At 64.8% G+C, this 17,149-nt stretch carries 13 protein-coding genes; 3 read left to right on the top strand and 10 right to left on the bottom strand.

Going from position 1 to position 17,149, the window contains the following annotated elements; all coding sequences use genetic code 11:
- Positions 1-7: 7 nt before the first annotated feature.
- On the bottom strand, positions 8-1,441 hold the full coding sequence (locus EN852_RS04670; protein WP_127875576.1) for a DUF5691 domain-containing protein: 1,434 nt from the start codon (positions 1,439-1,441) through the stop codon (positions 8-10).
- Positions 1,438-2,838, bottom strand: a complete 1,401-nt coding sequence (locus tag EN852_RS04665; RefSeq protein WP_127875577.1) for an SWIM zinc finger family protein — start codon at positions 2,836-2,838, stop codon at positions 1,438-1,440. The genes EN852_RS04670 and EN852_RS04665 overlap by 4 nt, the downstream gene beginning before the upstream one ends.
- 539 nt (positions 2,839-3,377) lie before the next feature.
- Between EN852_RS04665 and EN852_RS04660 the strand changes: the two genes are divergently transcribed.
- Complete coding sequence (locus EN852_RS04660; RefSeq protein WP_127875578.1) at positions 3,378-6,782, top strand: acyl-[ACP]--phospholipid O-acyltransferase; 3,405 nt, start codon at positions 3,378-3,380, stop codon at positions 6,780-6,782.
- A gap of 70 nt (positions 6,783-6,852) precedes the next feature.
- Here EN852_RS04660 and EN852_RS04655 read toward each other — a convergent pair whose 3' ends face one another.
- Positions 6,853-7,578 (bottom strand): SDR family oxidoreductase, encoded by a 726-nt coding sequence (locus EN852_RS04655; RefSeq protein WP_127875579.1) that lies wholly within the window; start codon positions 7,576-7,578, stop codon positions 6,853-6,855.
- Positions 7,579-7,727: 149 nt separating this feature from the next.
- Here EN852_RS04655 and EN852_RS04650 point away from each other — a divergent pair, with 149 nt between their 5' ends.
- Complete coding sequence (locus EN852_RS04650; protein ID WP_127875580.1) at positions 7,728-8,624, top strand: AraC family transcriptional regulator; 897 nt, start codon at positions 7,728-7,730, stop codon at positions 8,622-8,624.
- A 28-nt stretch (positions 8,625-8,652) separates the two neighbouring features.
- Here the strand turns inward: EN852_RS04650 and EN852_RS04645 are convergent, their stop codons facing one another.
- Positions 8,653-9,639: a zinc-dependent alcohol dehydrogenase family protein gene (locus tag EN852_RS04645; RefSeq protein ID WP_127875581.1), complete on the bottom strand. Its 987-nt coding sequence runs from the start codon at positions 9,637-9,639 to the stop codon at positions 8,653-8,655.
- Positions 9,640-9,742: 103 nt separating this feature from the next.
- Here EN852_RS04645 and EN852_RS04640 point away from each other — a divergent pair, with 103 nt between their 5' ends.
- Positions 9,743-10,645: a LysR family transcriptional regulator gene (locus tag EN852_RS04640; protein WP_127875582.1), complete on the top strand. Its 903-nt coding sequence runs from the start codon at positions 9,743-9,745 to the stop codon at positions 10,643-10,645.
- Between the two features lie 249 nt (positions 10,646-10,894).
- On the opposite strand, the gene EN852_RS04635 is transcribed toward EN852_RS04640, so the two are convergent.
- The 6 genes from EN852_RS04635 to EN852_RS04610 form a co-directional block, all read right to left on the bottom strand.
- Positions 10,895-11,914, bottom strand: a complete 1,020-nt coding sequence (locus EN852_RS04635) for an isopenicillin N synthase family oxygenase (RefSeq protein WP_127875583.1) — start codon at positions 11,912-11,914, stop codon at positions 10,895-10,897.
- A gap of 219 nt (positions 11,915-12,133) precedes the next feature.
- Positions 12,134-12,790 (bottom strand): methionine ABC transporter permease, encoded by a 657-nt coding sequence (locus tag EN852_RS04630; RefSeq protein WP_127866923.1) that lies wholly within the window; start codon positions 12,788-12,790, stop codon positions 12,134-12,136.
- Positions 12,771-13,862 carry a methionine ABC transporter ATP-binding protein gene (locus EN852_RS04625; protein WP_127866922.1) on the bottom strand — a complete coding sequence of 364 codons (1,092 nt, stop codon included), beginning with the start codon at positions 13,860-13,862 and terminating at the stop codon, positions 12,771-12,773. Before EN852_RS04625 ends, EN852_RS04630 begins: the two co-directional genes overlap by 20 nt.
- Before the next feature lie 77 nt (positions 13,863-13,939).
- Positions 13,940-14,791, bottom strand: a complete 852-nt coding sequence (locus tag EN852_RS04620; protein ID WP_127866921.1) for a MetQ/NlpA family lipoprotein — start codon at positions 14,789-14,791, stop codon at positions 13,940-13,942.
- 201 nt (positions 14,792-14,992) lie between these two features.
- Positions 14,993-15,790, bottom strand: coding sequence for an amino acid racemase (locus EN852_RS04615; protein WP_127875584.1), 798 nt, complete (start codon positions 15,788-15,790; stop codon positions 14,993-14,995).
- On the bottom strand, positions 15,787-17,124 hold the full coding sequence (locus tag EN852_RS04610) for a cation:dicarboxylase symporter family transporter (RefSeq protein ID WP_246694173.1): 1,338 nt from the start codon (positions 17,122-17,124) through the stop codon (positions 15,787-15,789). The genes EN852_RS04615 and EN852_RS04610 overlap by 4 nt, the downstream gene beginning before the upstream one ends.
- Between the last annotated feature and the right edge of the window lie 25 nt (positions 17,125-17,149).

The raw sequence follows: 17,149 nt of genomic DNA, 5'->3' as shown, positions 1-17,149 counted from the left end.
GGGTTGATCATCTGTCGGATTGGGAAAGGTTTTCGGTCAGTGCCGCATTGAGCCGCAGCAGGCTGAGGGATGGAGACGCCGGCGGCAAGCCAGTTGTAATTAAATCTTCGATTAGTCTCGTCGCAGCTGTTGCGGTAGCGAGAAAGCCCATCACCTCGAGGAAGTCGTGAACCCCTTGCCGCATAGCATCGTCGCTTCCGCCGATGACGGAACGCAACGCTGGAAGCACTTGCCCATTCGTCAGGTCGTCCCAGTCCAGCCAGCCAGCGTCGAGGCTTTCCGCCAGATTAAGCATTCCGAGGTAGTTCGCTTGCTTAAGGATCAACCGGACCAGCACACGTTTTCGGCGATTATCTAAGCGCGGGGTCAATTGAAGCGCGCGAAACACATGCTTGCCACCTTCGGCGACAAGCATGTCGGCCATATGCGCCACCGCAGTGTCGCTGCCGGAGGCGGCGACCATGCGCGAGAGATGGACATCGGCATTGTTGTCGGTGCCGAACTGCCAGCCGGTTATGAAGTCGGACTCCGTAACGCCGAACCGCGTCGCCAGATCGACCAGGTTGCAGAGCTCGAACAGCTCCGCGCGGCGCTGTTCCTGCGCGTGCGATTTGGTTTTCGCCGGCCCGAAGGTCGTGCGCCGGCGAATGAAGCCCGCCTTACCCTCCTCGATGAAGCCGGCAAGCTCGGCTACGGGGGCGTCCGGCCCTCCTTCGCCATGTTCGCCCAGCATCGCCAGCATGCGGCCGGCGAGCTCACGGACCTTGGTGGAGCGATCTGAGGCCAGGCTCTTCAGGAACGGCGCGTCGTCCGGTCCGAGGCCGATGCGGATGAGCTCGACCAGCGACAGCCTGACCTCGGCCGATTCCGCCGGACCCTTGGCCTCGATCAGCAGCCTGGCGACCGCCGGTTCGCTCCGGCGCATCCCCGCCAGCGCAACGCGCCGCGCGGCCGGAAAGAATTCTGGCCAATTCTGCAAGGTGAGCTTTTCATGCGACAGCCGTTCCTCTCCGGCGCTCGCCCGCCAGTCGATCCAGGGCGCGTAGATATCCGGTGCGATCTGGTCCGACGCGGAAGGCATCCAATCCATCGGATGGGTGACGAAGCCACGACTGGCGACCAGCTTGACGACCTGCGCCTTGCGCCTCGCATCGGCGGCCTGCTTCAGCGCGGCGCGCAGCGCCGGCCGCAGGCGTTCAGGCAGCATCGGCAAAGCCAGCACCGGCAACGGCGGACGCCGCTTCAAGCTTTTCGGCGCCGCGGGGCGGAGCGCGACATCCAGCGCCTGCGCGGCGATGGCCAACAGCCGCCGCTCCCGTTCGTCGGGGCTGGTAGCGGTGGCTACCTCTTTCCACTCGACCGGGGCGAATTCGAACATGGCGCCGCCCGAAATCCAGCCGTCGCGCAACCGTGCCAGTCCGGCCTGATCGAGCTCGTTCATGACAGATCGAGCCTCCCGATGCTGCTTTGCGATGCCAGCAGCTCGAGCCTGGCGCCGTTCCAAAGCGCTGCCGTCGCCGCGAGATCGAGGCCGAGCAAGGTCTGGTTGACGGAGCCGGCAACAGGCAGGGCAATGCCGTGCGGATCGCCGGCCGCCTGCCACCAGGCGCCGTCCTTTTCGTCCAGCGCGATCGCACCGGCCGGCAGGATGACAGGGCAATCGGACAGCCAGGGCGCGCCATCCTGGAACGCGGCGTAGGCGGCCAGCGGATCGCCTGCTGCATCCGGGACGAATGCCGGCCACGCGCCAGACGCCACGTCGCCCAGTCGGTCCGCGACCAGCGCGCGCAGCGGATTGCGCGACGGATAGAACACCAGCCTCGCTCTGAAGCGGTCGCCCGGCGCGAAGGCGCCGGAGCGGCGTCCGGCCGAGGCGGGGAAGAAATCGAGCAGCACCGCAAATCGCGGTGTCGTGCTTTTCAGATCGAGCAGCCAAGTGGCGTGACTGACCAGCCCGTCGCGTCGGGTCTCGATCTTTTCGCCAAGCACCTCCCAGTCGCTCTCGACCTGAACGGCGTCGGGGTTGGCGAGTATCTGGTCGCGCGTCTCCGATGTCGAGACCAGGCGTTTCAATTCGGCATCGTCCGGCGCGGCGCGCCAGGCCTTCGCGAGCAGCACCAGCTTGCCCAGCTCGCGGATCGCGGCGTCCGGCCGCTCCTCGCCGCGCAGCGCCATCAGCTTCGCGGGCAATTCGTCGATACGACCGGCGAGTGCCGCCGCCTTGAGGTCTACAAGCCGTGCCGCGATGCGGCGGCAGCGCTCGCTCGAGGCATCGACAAAGCCGGCAAGACCGAGCCGCAACTGGTCGGCGATCCACTGGTCGAGCTCGTCGAGCGCCGCCGAGACCGCGCTGCGCGTGTCCTCCGCCCGCTTGCGCTGCGCCGCCTCGCGGCGTTCGGCGGCAGCTGCGTCCTCGACAGGATGTGCCTCTTCCGGCCGCGATGCCTCGTCGATGCTTTTGCCTTCCGCGCGAGCTGGTGCCGTGGCCGGCGGCTGCCCAGGCTTGCGGCGCCGGCCGAGCCAGTCATTGACCCAGTCAGGCGTCTGGTCGACACGCGCGAAGCTCGCCGGCGCGGTGGCGCCGATCCAGGCCAGCGCCAGAATGTGCTTGCAGGGAAATTTCCGCGACGGACAGGTGCATTTATAGCCGTGGTCGGAGGTGTCGAACGCGACCCGGTAAGGGTTGGAGCCCGAGCCCTGGCATTCGCCCCAGATCAGCGGCAGCTGTTCATGCGCTTCAAGCCTGGGCCAGTTCGACCGCTTGGTCAGCTTGGCGGCGGCGCCAAGCGAGGCCTGATCGGGGGCCAAAGCCTCGATTGTCTTCAAATCCAGCTGCAAGCCGCGCGCCTCTCACCACCCCGAAGCATGACTTCGCGACGATTGATAGCCGTTTGCGGCCGGCTGGTGTAGCTCCAGTCGCCGCAAAATCGAGAGCTTGTCTAACGTTTCGTTGTTCTCCTGAACGCCAGGTCGCGCGCAGCTCGCATCCAGCGTGTTCCCATTCAACAGTTCGATCTGTGAACGCCGTTCATTTTTCTCTTGAACGTCGTTCACGATATGCTATGCTGCGAACATGAACAATGTTCACTGAATTGTATCCGGCCTGAAACAAGCCCAGGCCGACGCAGCCTAAGCCTGAAACGAAAGGATCATATCGATGCTCACCGACAGCCATGCCCGCAAATATTCAAGCGCCTGCAAGCCCTGGAGACCGACCGCGGACGTCAGATGCGGGGCGCCAAGGGCAAGAAACAAATGGATTGGAATAAATCGCAGTAACGAAGTTTAACCGCTTCCCGGTAAACAAGGCTCAAACCGCGCAAGTGTCCGCTCAGTCCAAACGGATTGCCAGTCGGGCTTGCCCAATGGAAATTGCCATGAACACCCATCTGATGATGTCGCGGCGCTTCGCGCCTCTCTTCTGGACGCAATTCCTCTCGGCCTTCAACGACAATTTCCTGAAGAACACGCTGGTGTTCCTCATTCTCTTCACGCTGGCGAAGGACCAGGCCGCGTCGCTGGTGACGCTGGCCGGCGCCATTTTCATGGCCCCCTTCCTGCTGCTTTCGGCGCTGGGCGGCGAGATCGCCGACCGCTTCGACAAGGCGCTGATCGCGCGCCGGCTGAAATTCACCGAGATCGCCGCGGCCGCCGTCGCCGTCGTCGGCATCGCGCTGTCCTCTATTCCCGTGCTGATGACGGCGCTCTTGATGTTCGGCATCATCTCGGCGCTGTTCGGACCGATCAAATACGGCATCCTGCCGGACCATCTGGAGCGCAAGGAACTGCCCAAGGCCAATGCCTGGATCGAGTCGGCGACCTTCGCAGCGATCCTGGGCGGCACGATTGCCGGCGGGGTCGTCTCCGCCGACGGTATCGGCGTCACGGTGTTCGGGCCGATCATGATGGCGCTGGCCGTCGGTTGCTGGTTCGTCAGCCGTTACATCCCTTCCACCGGCTCGGCGGCTCCCAACCTCACCATCGACTGGAACATCTTCCGCTCGACTTGGCGGCAGGTCGCCGAACTGCGCACCGACACGCGCATCTGGCGCGCCGGCCTGATGACCTCGTGGTTCTGGCTGGTCGGAGCCATCGTGCTTTCGATCCTGCCGGCGATGATCAAGGATTCGCTCGGCGGCAACGAGATCGCCGTCACCGCCTATCTCGCGGTGTTCGCCGTCTCCATCGCCATCGGCTCGGCCATCGCCGCCTGGATGTCGCAGGGCCGCATGGTGCTTTTGCCCGCGCCGGTCGGCACCGCGCTGATGGCGCTGTTCGGCCTGCATCTGGCCTGGACCATCGGCAGCATGCAGCCTTCGCCGACAGCCGCCAGCCTGTCGGCCTTCTTCGCCGGCCCCAACACCGTCCGCGTCGCCATCGACCTCGCCGGCATGGCCATTGCCGCCGCCTTCCTTGTCGTGCCGACCTTCGCCGCCGTGCAGGCCTGGTCGCCGGAAGCGCGCCGCGCCCGCGTCGTCGCGGCGGTCAGCATCGTCAACGCCGGCTTCATGACCGTCGGCGGCATCCTTGTCGCCGCCATCCAGGCGGCGGGCGTCTCGATCGCAGGCATCCTGTTCGGCCTCGTCGTCGCCAACGCCGTCGCCGCCTGGCTGATGCTGAAATTCCTGCCGACCAATCCATTCCGCGATTTCGTCTCGATCCTGTTCCGCGCCTTCCTGCGGCTGGAGGTCGAAGGACTGGACAAACTCAAGGCGGCCGGCAAGGCGCCGATCCTGGCGCTCAACCATGTCAGCTTCCTCGATGGTCCGCTGGCGCTGACGCTGACCGACGAGGAGCCGGTCTTCGCCATCGACTACACGATCGCCCAGGCCTGGTGGATGAAGCCGTTCATGAAGCTCGCCCGGGCGCTGCCGCTCAATCCGGCGAAGCCGATGTCGACCCGCACCCTGATCAAGATCGTGCAGGGCGGCGATCCGCTGGTCATCTTCCCGGAGGGACGCATCACCGTCACAGGCGGCCTGATGAAGGTCTATGACGGCGCCGCCATGGTCGCCGACAAGACCGGCTCGATGGTGGTGCCGGTGCGCATCGAGGGGCTGGAGAAGAGCTATTTCTCGCGGCTCTCCTCGCAGCATGTGCGCCACCGCCTGTTCCCGAAGGTCAAGGTGACCATCCTGGAGCCGGTGAAGCTCGAAGTGCCCCAGGAACTGAAGGGGCGCCAGCGCCGCGCGGCGGCGGGCTCGGCGCTCTATCAGGTGATGTCGGACCTCGTCTTCCGCACCCAAAACATCGACAAGACGGTGCTTCAGAAGATCATCGAGACGGCCCACGAGCGCGGCATGAAGGAGCTCGCCGTGCAGGATCCGGTCACCGGCTCGCTGAGCTACGGCAAGCTGCTCACCGCCGCCGCGGTGCTCGGCGAGAAGTTCAAGCATCTCTATGCGGGACAAGAGACGCTGGGCATCATGCTGCCCAACGCCAACGGCGCCTGCGCTGCGCTGCTCGGCGTCATGTCGGCCGGCAAGGTGCCGGCGATGATCAACTTCACCGCCGGCGCGGCCAACATCCTGTCGGCATGCAGGGCGGCCGAAGTGAAAACCGTGCTCACCTCCCGCGCCTTCGTCGAGCAGGCAAAGCTCGGGCCGGTGGTGGAAGAGATCGGCCGCTCGGTCGACATCGTCTGGCTCGACGACCTGCGCGTCACGATCGGCCTCAAGGACAAGCTGCTCGGCCTGTTGCGCAAGACAACGCCGCGGGTGGCGCGCAAGGCGGACGATCCGGCGGCGATCCTGTTCACCTCGGGCTCGGAAGGCACGCCCAAGGGCGTGGTGCTGACCCACCGCAACATCCTGGCCAACGCCGCCCAGGCGGCCTCGCGCATCGACTTCCACTCGGGCGACAAGGTGTTCAACGTGCTGCCGATCTTCCACTCCTTCGGCATGACGGCGGGCACGGTGCTGCCGCTGATCTCTGGCGTGCCGGTCTATTTCTACCCCTCGCCGCTGCACTACCGCATCGTGCCGGAGCTGATCTACGGATCGAACGCGACGATCATCTTCGGGACCGATACGTTCCTCGCGGGCTATGCGCGCACCGCGCACCCCTACGATTTCCGCTCGGTGCGCTATTGCTTCGCCGGCGCCGAACCGGTGAAGGTGGCGACGCGCATGACCTATATGGAGAAGTTCGGCCTGCGCATCCTCGAGGGCTACGGCGTGACGGAAGCCGCACCGGTGATTGCCATCAACACGCCGATGTACAACAAGGCAGGCAGCGTCGGCAAAATCATGCCCGGCATGGAATATCGCCTGGACCCGGTGCCCGGCGTCGACGAGGGCGGGCGGCTCTTCGTGCGCGGTCCGAACGTCATGTCGGGCTATCTGCGCGCCGAGAACCCCGGCGTGATCGAGCCGCTGAAAGACGGCTGGCACGACACCGGCGACATCGTCACCGTCGACGACGCCGGCTTCATCTCGATCCGCGGCCGCGCCAAGCGCTTTGCCAAGATCGGCGGCGAGATGATTTCGCTGGCGGCGGTCGAGGCGCTGGCCGGCGAACTCTGGAAAGGCTCGCTGTCAGCGGTCGCCACAGTACCGGACGCGCGCAAGGGCGAGAAGCTTATCCTGATCACGGAAGCTTCCGGCGCGACCCGCGCGGACTTTCTCGCCTTCGCCAAGGCGAATGGCGCCATGGACCTGATGGTGCCGGCCGAGGTGCGTGTCGTGCCGAAGGTGCCGGTGCTCGGTTCCGGCAAGCTCGACTTCGCCGGCGTGATCAGGATGGTGCGCGGCGAAGAAGAGCTGAAGGTCAAGGCGGCGTGACGAGGTTAGGCGAACGGGCCGGCGCGAAACGCCGACCTGTTCGCATCTGGCTGACTCGGCGGCACGACGTCTACATATTTGCTGCCGTCGGGCGCACGATCACTTCGTTGACGTCGACGCCGTCGGGCTGTTCGAGGGCAAAGCGGATCGCCCGCGCAATGGCGTCCGGCGTCAGCGATTTCTGCCGCCACTCCTTCAAAGCCGCGGCCACCTGAGGATCGCTGATGTCGTCGCCCAATTCGGTCGCGGTCACGCCGGGCGAGATGATCGTGGCGCGGATGTCGTCATGCTCCTGGCGCAGGCCTTCGGTGATCGCCCATACCGCATATTTTGTGCCGCAGTAGACCGCCGCGGTGGGCAGAACGAGATGCGCGCCGACGGACGCCACGTTGACCACGTGCCCGTTTTTCTGAGCGACGAAGCGGGGCAGCACCGAAGCGATCCCGTTCAGCACGCCGAAGATGTTGACGTTGATCATGCGCGCCCACTCATCGCGCTTCAGCGCGGCAAGCGGCGACAGCGGCATGACGCCGGCATTGTTGACCAGCACGTCGATCCGCCCGAATTGCGCCTGAGCGGCATCGGCGAATGCGGCGAAGCTTGCCGCATCCGTCACATCGAGTTCGCGCCAGCCAACCCCTTCACCGAGTTCCTCGGCCAGCGCCTTCAGACGCTCGGCGCGGCGGGCGCCGATAAACAGCCTGGCGCCTGCCGAGGCAAGCTCGCGAACCGTCGCTTCGCCGATGCCGCTCGAGGCGCCGGTGATCAATACAACCTTGTCTTTCAGTCCCGTCATGATTGTTTCCTTTTCGCTTGCGGTGACGGGACGCAAAATGGTGGCGCGAAGGCGGAGAGCGGTAGCGCGATCGTCCAAAGAGTTTGCACGATCCTCCAAATAAGCCGACCAAGCCTTGCAACATCGCGCGCGATGCAGATTTATGCGGCATGAACAAAATTGCCGACCTGGCTCAGATGATCGCGCGGTTCGCGCCGGCTTCCGGCATGTCCGGCACCGCGGTGCCTCGGCTGTCGCTTATTCGCGCCGACCATCCCAGCGCGCCAGTGCCGGCGGTCTATGAAGCTTCGCTTTGCATAATCGCCCAAGGGTCGAAGCGCGTCTCGCTGGCCGGCCAGAGCGTGGTCTATGATGCATCGAGCTATCTTCTTGTTTCGGTCGACCTGCCTCTGGTCGGCCATGTTCTCGAGGCCAGTCCGGCCGCGCCATATCTGTGCTGCAAGATCGACTTCGACACCGCGGCACTTGCCGACCAGCTTGTGACCGAGCGGCGGGTTTCTTCCGAGAAGGACGTGCCCGTGCTTGCCGTCTATCCAAGCGACCCGGACCTGATCGATGCCGCGTGCCGATTGGTGAAGCTGCTCGATCGCCCCGAAACCATCGATGTTCTGGCCCCGCTCGTGGAGCGCGAAATTCTCTACCGTCTGCTCACCGGTCCGCATGGCGCAACGCTTCGTCAAATGGGAACCGTCGACAGCCACCTGAACCAAGTGAGCCGCGCCATCGCCACGATCCGGAACGGCTTTCAGGCGCAATTGCGCATCGACGAGATTGCCACGGCGTCAGGCATGAGCGCGTCGTCGCTTCACGCCCACTTCAAAGCGATCACGCGCATGACCCCGCTCGAGTATCAAAAACAGCTACGCCTGCAGGAAGCGCGAAGGCTGATGCTGGCTGACGGGGCCAACGCCGGCACAGCCGGCTTCGCCGTCGGCTACGACAGCCCTTCGCAGTTCAGCCGCGAATATCGGCGCCTGTTCGGCGCCCCGCCCCGTCAGGACGTCGAGCGCCTTCAGGCTATACCCGGCTCGGCCGAAGCCTATTAAGCCTTTGGCTGAGCGGGCAAAGTGCGCCTCAAACCACGACCACCACCTTGCCGAACTGTTCGCCCGCCTCGAGAAAGCGGTGCGCCTCGACGATCGCCTCGAACGGAAACGTCCTGGCAACGATCGGCTTCAAGGCGCCTGATTGGAGGCCGTCGAGAATGAAAGCCTTGGCGGCTTCCAGCCGGGCGGGATCGCCGGTGATCTCGTGCACGAGGTAGCCGCGCAGCGTCAACGTCTTCGCCAGGACCTCGAACAGCGGGAACGGCGTCGGCTCGGGGCTGAGGCCGCCATATTCGATGAGAATGCCGCCGCGTGCCATCGCGGCTGCAAGAGGCGTGAAGATCGGGCCGCCGACCGGGTCGAGCACGACGCGCACGCCTTGCGGCGCGATCGCTCTCAGCCGCGCCTCGAGATCGTCTTCAGCCAAGGCCACCACATTCGCAGCGCCGGCATCGAGCAGCGCCGTCTTCTTGGCCGATGTCCGGGTGACGGCGATCGGCACGGCGCCAATTCTGTTGGCGATCTGGATTGCGGCGAGCCCGACGCTGCTCGACGCGGCGGTGATGACGACGGGCTCGTCACGACGGAGACGGGCGATATCGATCAGCGCGCCATAAGCGGTGAGATATTGCATCCATGTCGCGGCGGCGGCCTCGAACGAAAGCGATGGCGGATGTTTGACGACGAGTTCAGCCGGAAAGGTGACGAACTCACCATAAGCCGGCCAGCGAACCATGGAGCGCGGCGGGATGATGCTGACCGCATCGCCCGTCGCGAAACCACCGACGCCCTCGCCGATCGCCTCGACAATGCCGGCCGCCTCAAGACCTAGGCCTGACGGCAGCGGCGGCGTTTCGATGCAAGTGCCGTTGCGCATCGAGGCTTCGGCGCGGTTCAAGCCCAGTGCCCTGACGCGTATCCGCACCTCGCCAGGACCTGGCAACGGAACCTCTTTTTCCTCGATGCGAAGCACCTCGGGACCACCGTGACTGTGAAAGCGAACAACCCTTGCCATCCATGCAACTCCAAATCGAATCGATGGAATGGAACTATGCAGAGGCGTGAAGAGCCGATAAATCGCTGTGCAGGCAGAACAGTCGAAACGCCGGGTTTTCAATATGGACCGCCTCGAAAGCATGGAAGTGTTCGTGAAAGCCGTCGACCTCGGCTCTTTCACCGCCGCCGCGGCGGCGCTTGACCTTTCGGGGCCGATGGTCGGCAAGCATGTCCGCTTCCTTGAGGAACGCCTTGGCGCACGGCTCATCAACCGTACGACGCGCCGGCAGAGCCCGACCGATTTCGGGCGCGCCTATTATGAGCGCTGCAGGATCGTGCTGGCGGAAGCGCAGGCGGCCGATGCATTGGCAGCCGACCAGTTGTCCGAGCCGCGCGGAAGACTGCGCGTGACGATGCCGACGCATTTCGGTCGCCACTGCGTCACGCCGATCCTACTCGCCCTTGCCCGGAACTATCCGACACTGGAGTTGGACCTGTCGCTCAGCGACCGCTTCGCCGATCTCGTCGAGGACGGCTTCGATCTGGCGATCCGCACCGGCGCACTGGATGACCGGGCTGGCATCATCGGGCGCCGAGTCGCGCGCCAGCGCATGGTTGTCTGCGCTTCGCCGTCCTACATCGAGACCTCCGGCCGACCGGTTCAGTTTGAGGACATCGCCAGCCACCAGGCAATTGTTTACCGCCGTCTCGGCCAGGCACTGCAGCCATGGCTGTTCCCGCGCGAGGATGGCTCGGTAACCGAGATCGCGCCCGTCGGCAGGCTGCGGCTCGACGACCTCGACGCCATCGCCGATGCGGCGACCGACGGCATGGGACTGGCCTGGCTGCCATATTGGCTGGTGCGTGAGCGTTTCGAAGCGGGCAAGCTCATCCGCGTGCTGCCCGACCAGCCGGACTATCTCTACGATTGCCACGCACTCTGGCTGCAGGTGCCGCATCTGCCGCTGAAGGTGCGGCTGGCCATCGATGCGCTGGCGGCGGGATTGCCGAAGCTGATGAGCTAGGCCGCTTGGTCGATATCGTCTTTGCCTAGTCCGGGCATCCCCAGGCATTTGAAAGAAAAAGGCCGGGCGCGAAAGCGGCCCGGCCAAGCATGAAGGTCATAACCTTCAGAGGGGAACATCACCCGGCGCAATGGGAGGAAAACACCGGGCGACAATGCCTATTTGGGGTCACCGCGGTGTATTTTCCACGAACGAAATTCCAAAAAAGAGCAAGAATGCGGAAAATCTCGCCCTGACGCGTCTCAATCGTCAGCCGGCGGCCGATGCTTTTTCCAACAGATCCGCATAATGGCGCCGAGCCACGTCGGGATGGGACCTCAGCCGGCTTTTCAGCACATTGGCGCCGACGTTGCGGAACAGCGGGTTATCCGGGTCGCTGGCCGGGCCGCGCGCCTCGGCCGCCAGTTCCTCCGGCAGGTCGAGCAGCGGGATTGTGGCGTCGAGCCGGGCGCTGAAGAAGAACGGCACCGAAATCCGCTCGACGCCGGCGGGCGGCGTGACGACACGATGCACGGTCGCCCTAAGATAACCGTTCGAGGCGAGTTCGAGCAGCTCGCCGATGTTGACGACGAGCGTCTGAGGGATCGGGTCCACGTTCACCCAGCTGCCGTCATATTCGACCTGCAGGCCCTTGTTCTCGTCCTGCAGCAGAAGGGTGAGGAAGCCGCCATCCTTGTGCGCGCCGACGCCCTGGTCGTCGCCGGTCGTGTCGCGGCCGGGATAGCGCACGATCTTCATGCGGTGGTTCGGCTCGCCGCGATAGATCGCATCGAAAGCGTCCTCCGGCTGGTCGAGCGACAGCGCGAAGGCCTTGAGCAGCCGGATCGCCACATCGGTCGCCTTGGCTTGCCAGGCGAGCAGCGCCGGCTTCAGATCGGGGAGCGCGGCAGGCCACTGGTTCGGGCCCTGCAGCCGCGTCCAGGGCGGCACGCCCGGCCCTTGCGCAATGGTCGCGCGTTCGACGCCGATGTCGAGCTGCTCGCGCCAGTCGGCCTTGCCCCTGGTCAGCTCGCCGCCGGCGCGCGTATAGCCGCGGAACTGCGGCGACTTCACCATCTCGATGGCGAGCTTGTCGGCTTCCGGCAAGGCGAAGAAGCCGCGCGCGGCACCCAGCACCGAGTCGATCTCCGGCTGGGTGATGCCGTGGCCGCTCAGATAGAAGAAGCCGACATCGCGGGCGGCGGTGCGCAAATCAAACAAGAAAGTTCGAAGCTCGGATGGACCCTGCTCCAGGCGGTCGAGATCGAGCACCGGAATTATTCTTGGCATGGACAGGCTCCTCTTGGCGGCAACTTTCTATTTTCGCAATTCCGGACGGAAAACCGCCGCGCACTTTTCCTGGAATTGCTCTGGCAACCCCAGCCGCACGATGACATCAGCGGCATTGCTGGTGAAGAAACACACCGACCAATCTCATTGCAAACGGAGCAAGCCGGCGCTCAATTCCCGGCTTTTGCGGCAAATTGCGTTCGCCTCCGGCGCCTGCCCTTACCCGCGGTGGTCCAGACGAGCGACCAGCCGGTCGCCGATCCACTGGATGCCGCAGACCAGCACGATGAGCACGACGACAACGGCGACCATGACGCTGGTTTCGAAGCGCTGGTAGCCGTAGCGGATGGCGAGATCGCCGAGACCACCGGCGCCGATGGCGCCGGCCATGGCCGAGGCGCCGACGAGCGTCACCAGCGTCACGGTAAAGCCGGCGACGATGCCGGGCAGCGCCTCCGGCACCAGCACCTCGCGGATGATCGTCCAGCGGTTGCCGCCCATGGCGCGCGCCGCCTCGATCAGCCCGAGGTCGACCTCGCGCAGCGACACTTCGGCGATGCGCGCGTAGTAGGGCGTCGCCGCGATCGACAGCGGCACGATGGCCGCCCAGGTGCCGATCGAGGTGCCGACGATCAGCCGCGTCACCGGGATGAGCGCCACCAGCAGAATGATGAAGGGCACCGAGCGGAAGCCGTTGATGACGGCGCCGAGGATGCGGTTGACCCAAAGGCTCTCGGCGATGCCGCCGCGATCGGTGGCGACCAGGGCAAGGCCAAGCGGCAGGCCGAAGACAAGCGAGATGAGACCGGACGCGCCGGTCATCAGCACCGTCTCCCAGATCGAGCGAAGCAGGAGTTCAAACAGGACCGGCGACATGGCCAAGCACCTCCACCCGCGCGCCGCGGTCTTTGAGGAATGCGATAACCGCCGCCAGATGCCTGGCATCGGCTCCAGGAACAGCCACGAACAGCGTGCCGACCGGCTGCTGCTGCACATGGTCGATGCCGCCGTGCACAAGCCGGAACGCGCCGGGCACGCCGGCGCTCAGTTCGGACAGCAGCGGGCGACGCGCGGCTTCTCCGGCGACATCGATCCTGAGAATCGTTTCGGTGCCTTCGCCCGCCACCAATTGGCTGGCGATCTCGGGCGGCAGTTGGGGCCGGATGCCGCCGAGCAGGCTGCGGGTGATCTCTGATTTCGGATCGGCGAAGACCTGCCAGACGGCGCCCTCCTCGACGATGCGGCCGGCATCGATCACCGCCACGCGATCGGCTATGGAGCGGATCACCTCCATCTCGTGCGTGATCAGCAGGATGGTGAGGCCGAGCCTGGAATTGATGTCCTTGAGCAGCGCGAGGATTGAGCGCGTCGTCTCCGGGTCGAGCGCCGATGTCGCCTCGTCCGACAAGAGCAGCGCCGGCCGCGCGGCCAAAGCCCTGGCGATGCCGACGCGCTGCTTCTGGCCGCCCGACAGTGAAGCGGGATAGGCTTTGGCCTTCTCCGACAGGCCGACCAGCTGCAGCAATTCAGCCGCGCGGGCCATGCGCTCGGCGCGCGTCCGCCCTTCGATCTTGAGCGGCAGCGCGACATTGTCTTCGACGGTCTTCGCCGACAAAAGGTTGAAGTGCTGGAAGACCATGCCAATGCGGCGGCGCAACGGCTGCAGCTCGTGTTCGCTCAGACGACTGATCTCGCGACCCTCGATGAAGACCTCGCCGGAATCCGGCCGCTCCAGCCCGTTCAGGCAGCGGATCAGCGTCGACTTGCCGGCGCCGCTGCGGCCTATGATGCCGAGGATCTCGCCCTTCTTCACAGTAAGCGAGACGCCGTCGAGCGCCGCCGTCGCGCCGAAGCGGCGCTTCAGGTCTACGAGGCGGACAACGTCTTGCGACGCGGCTGGTTCGACAGCGACCGGGTCGCCCGTCTCAGCCGTGACATGCTGATTCATCTCTGTTTCCGTACCGCTCAAATGCGAGGGCGGCTCGCTCAAAAGCGGACCGCCAACTTCAGATAGCCAGGCGCCGGTCAATAGGCGCTGATCCCGGTGCCCTTGTAGACCTTGTCGAACTCGGCCTTGACCGTTTCGTTCTGGTAGGAGGCGACCAGCGTCTTCACCCAGGGCTCGTTCTCGCTTCCGGCCTTGACCGCGATGAAGTTGCGGTAGGGATTGTCCGCCACCGGCTCCTGCGCGATGCGGTTTTCAGGGCCGAGGCCGCTCTTCAGCGCCCAGTCGGTGTTGACGACGGCGGCGTCGAGATCGTCGACCGAACGGCCGACAATGCCGGCGTCGAGCTCCTTGATCTCAAGCTTCTTCGGGTTGTCGGCAATGTCGGCGGTGGTCGCCAGGATGCCGGTGCCGTCCTTGAGCTTGATCAGGCCCTCATGCTCCAGCACATGCAGCGCGCGGCCCTCGTTCGACGGATCGTTCGGAAGCCCGACGACGGCGCCTTCCGGCAGGTCGGCAACCTTGGCGTGCTTCTTCGAATAGAGGCCGATCGGCCAGACGCCGGTATAACCGACCGGCACGATGTGATAGCCTTGCGTCTTGATCTGGTTGTCGAGATAGGGCTTGTGCTGGAAGGCGTTGGCATCGATCTCGCCGCGCTCCAGCGCTTCGTTGGGCTGGGTGTAATCGTTGAAGACGATGGTCTCAATCGTCAGCCCTTTCTTGGCCGCCTCGGCGGTGACGACGCGCCAGACATCCTCGTCCTCGCCACTGATGATGCCGACCTTGATCGCCTTCTTGTCCTCGGCGAAGGAGGGCGACGGCGCAGTCAGGCCGATGACGGCCAATGTCGTGGCGAGAAGTGCCGCCAGTCCGGCGCGCCTGGTGATTGACGTAACGAGAGAATTTGAAGCGCTGCCGCGTTCTGACATGATGCGTTCCTTGCAATCTTGAAATCATTTCGGCCCGGCGGGATGCGAAGCCTTGATCTCAAGCATCACCAATGCTGCCCGCTCGGGCAAAGAAGCGCATTTCCTCTCAGACGGGAGGCGGAAAATATTCTCTCAAAGATTTTATGACTTGGAGAACATTGGCTGCTGGCAGCCGGTTTTACGCGATCAAGCGGCAAGCGCTCAGGAGGCCTGCTGCGCGACTCGCCAGCTCAACCGATCGCTTCCCCGCAAGCGAGGCACAGTCGGCAGGCCCCGCGCTTCCTGTACGCCGAAGCCCAGCCGCATCAGGCTGGCCCGCGCCAGGGCCGCATTGCTGTCGATGACGATCAATCCGTCCGTGTCGCCAAGGCTGGCCGCCACCACCGACAATTCGGTGCAGCCAAGCAGGGCGACATCGGCGCCGGCCATTTGCGCGAGATGAAGCGCGCGCTCGGTCTCGGCAGCGGCTTGCGCGATCGACCCGGCCTTGACGAGCATGATCGCGCTGTCGACTCGCTCCTGGAACTCCGCGTCCGCCGGAATGCAGAGCTCGAAGCCCGCCGCCTCTATCCTGCGCTGATAGAAGCCGGAAACCAGCGTGCCCCGGGTTGCGAGGTTGGCAACCCTGCCCCGGTCCAGGCTACGGCGGATTTCCGCCACCACGGCGTCGCCGATGTGGATGATCTCGGCTCGCGAGTCCGCCGCCAGCCTGTCGTACCAATGATGGGCGGTGTTGCAGGGCATGGCGATGCAGGCAACGCCGAGCGCGTTGAGCGTTGCGACCGCCGCTCGCAGCGGCGCCAGCGGACCGTCATGGTTGCTGAGGATCGCTTCGGTCCTGTCGGGCAATTGCGGCACGCTAAGGATAACGGAAGGCACATGCTCGTTGTCGCGCAGTGCTTCGGTCATCCGGGTCAGCTTGAAATAGAAGTCGGCCGACGCCAGCGGTCCGAGACCGCCGATGATGCCGAGCTGGGGACGAATGCCGTCGTCGATCATTGGGCTGGCTCGGCTTCGAGCTCTTGCCCGACCATTTCAGCGCTCTGCGTCCTCTCTCGATGGCTGGGCGCGATCATTGCCGTGCTTGCGGCCACAGTGGAGACGCTGGACAGCGTCATCAGCGTGTCCACGGCCGCGTCCACCGCGACGAAAAGGGCGAACGCCGCCTCGAAGGGAAGCTTCAGATAGCCGCAGACGATGGACATCTGCGACAGGATGAGCAGGCTGCCCATGCCGCCTGTCGTCAGCGCCAGAAGCGCGGAGACGACGCCGACAAGCAGGAGGTCCGGGATCGCCAGCTGATGGCCGTAGAGCTGGGCAATGAACAGGGCGCCCGAGGTGTAGACCAGCGCCGGGCCGGTCCGCAGCAGCGCCGCTTGCAGCGGCACGAGCAGCTCGACCACCACCAGGTTGAAGCGCAGCCGTTCGCTTAAAAGGTTGATGACCCAGGGCAGCGAGGCGACCGTGGAGCGCGTCGTGATGGCCACCATCAGGAGCGGCTGAAGGGTCTTGATCGTGGCCCAGTAGCTTCGCCGCGAGCGTATAGCGATGATAGCAAACGCGCCTGCGAGGAATGTCAGGCAGGAAAGGCCCATCACCAGCAGATAGCCGCCCATCAGCATCAGCGGCTTGGTACCGGTCGAGGCGGTCTGGTCGGCGATCAGGATGAAGGTCGCAAAAGGCAATCCCCAGACGAACCAGTTGGTCAGCACCGTGCAGGCCCGGTACACGGCGTTCAGCGCCTGTGAGAGGCTGAGCGACGAGGGCTGCGGGATCTTGCCCATCGCCAGCCCGAAAAGCAGGCAGAACAACAGCACCTGAATGGTCTGGCCCGAGGCCAGCGCGTTGAAGACGTTGTTCGGCACAAGATCCAGGAAGATCGAATGGCCGCTGTTCGCATCGCCGGTGGGCGGCGGCGGCTGGAACGGGAAGGCGAGATCGGTGGAGACGCTGCCTTGCGAATTGATGAACTCACCGAGCTCGATGCGCGACTGCGGGTTCTCGATCTGGCCGGGCTTGAGGATCAGCGAATAGGTGCCGCTGACCAGCACGGCGAGGAACGACACGACCAGCACCGCTATGCCGACCTTGCCGAGATAGCGCACCGATTTCGGGTCCTGGACCATGGCGGTGATCGAGAAGATGACGGACGAGACCAGGTAAGGCAGGACGACCATCTTGAGGAAATTCAGGTAGACCTGCGCGACGGGGCTGATCGCATGGGCGAAGGCCGGGTAGTAGAGCCCGCACAAGATCCCGGCCAGGATCATGATGATCGTCGTCAACGGCGAGCGCAGGATGCGCTTCGCCGCCAGGCGCCAATCGAGAGGCATGGGTGCGGCTGCATCCGAGACGGCC

This window comes from Mesorhizobium sp. M2E.F.Ca.ET.209.01.1.1 (genome assembly GCF_004010375.2).
In the GTDB taxonomy this organism is placed as follows: Bacteria; Pseudomonadota; Alphaproteobacteria; order Rhizobiales; family Rhizobiaceae; genus Mesorhizobium.
The sequence above is the reverse complement of the archived record's forward strand: the minus strand, read 5'-3'. Positions and strand labels throughout refer to the sequence as shown.

Bases quoted from the DNA above. Each gene is read 5' to 3' on its own strand.
- EN852_RS04670 (WP_127875576.1), bottom strand. From the start codon at position 1,441: ATGAACGAGCTCGATCAGGCCGGACTGGCACGGTTGCGCGACGGCTGG.
- EN852_RS04660 (WP_127875578.1), top strand. From the start codon at position 3,378: ATGAACACCCATCTGATGATGTCGCGGCGCTTCGCGCCTCTCTTCTGG.
- EN852_RS04655 (WP_127875579.1), bottom strand. From the start codon at position 7,578: ATGACGGGACTGAAAGACAAGGTTGTATTGATCACCGGCGCCTCGAGC.
- EN852_RS04650 (WP_127875580.1), top strand. From the start codon at position 7,728: ATGAACAAAATTGCCGACCTGGCTCAGATGATCGCGCGGTTCGCGCCG.
- EN852_RS04645 (WP_127875581.1), bottom strand. From the start codon at position 9,639: ATGGCAAGGGTTGTTCGCTTTCACAGTCACGGTGGTCCCGAGGTGCTT.
- EN852_RS04640 (WP_127875582.1), top strand. From the start codon at position 9,743: ATGGACCGCCTCGAAAGCATGGAAGTGTTCGTGAAAGCCGTCGACCTC.
- EN852_RS04635 (WP_127875583.1), bottom strand. From the start codon at position 11,914: ATGCCAAGAATAATTCCGGTGCTCGATCTCGACCGCCTGGAGCAGGGT.
- EN852_RS04630 (WP_127866923.1), bottom strand. From the start codon at position 12,790: ATGTCGCCGGTCCTGTTTGAACTCCTGCTTCGCTCGATCTGGGAGACG.
- EN852_RS04625 (WP_127866922.1), bottom strand. From the start codon at position 13,862: ATGAATCAGCATGTCACGGCTGAGACGGGCGACCCGGTCGCTGTCGAA.
- EN852_RS04620 (WP_127866921.1), bottom strand. From the start codon at position 14,791: ATGTCAGAACGCGGCAGCGCTTCAAATTCTCTCGTTACGTCAATCACC.
- EN852_RS04615 (WP_127875584.1), bottom strand. From the start codon at position 15,790: ATGATCGACGACGGCATTCGTCCCCAGCTCGGCATCATCGGCGGTCTC.
- EN852_RS04610 (WP_246694173.1), bottom strand. From the start codon at position 17,124: ATGCCTCTCGATTGGCGCCTGGCGGCGAAGCGCATCCTGCGCTCGCCG.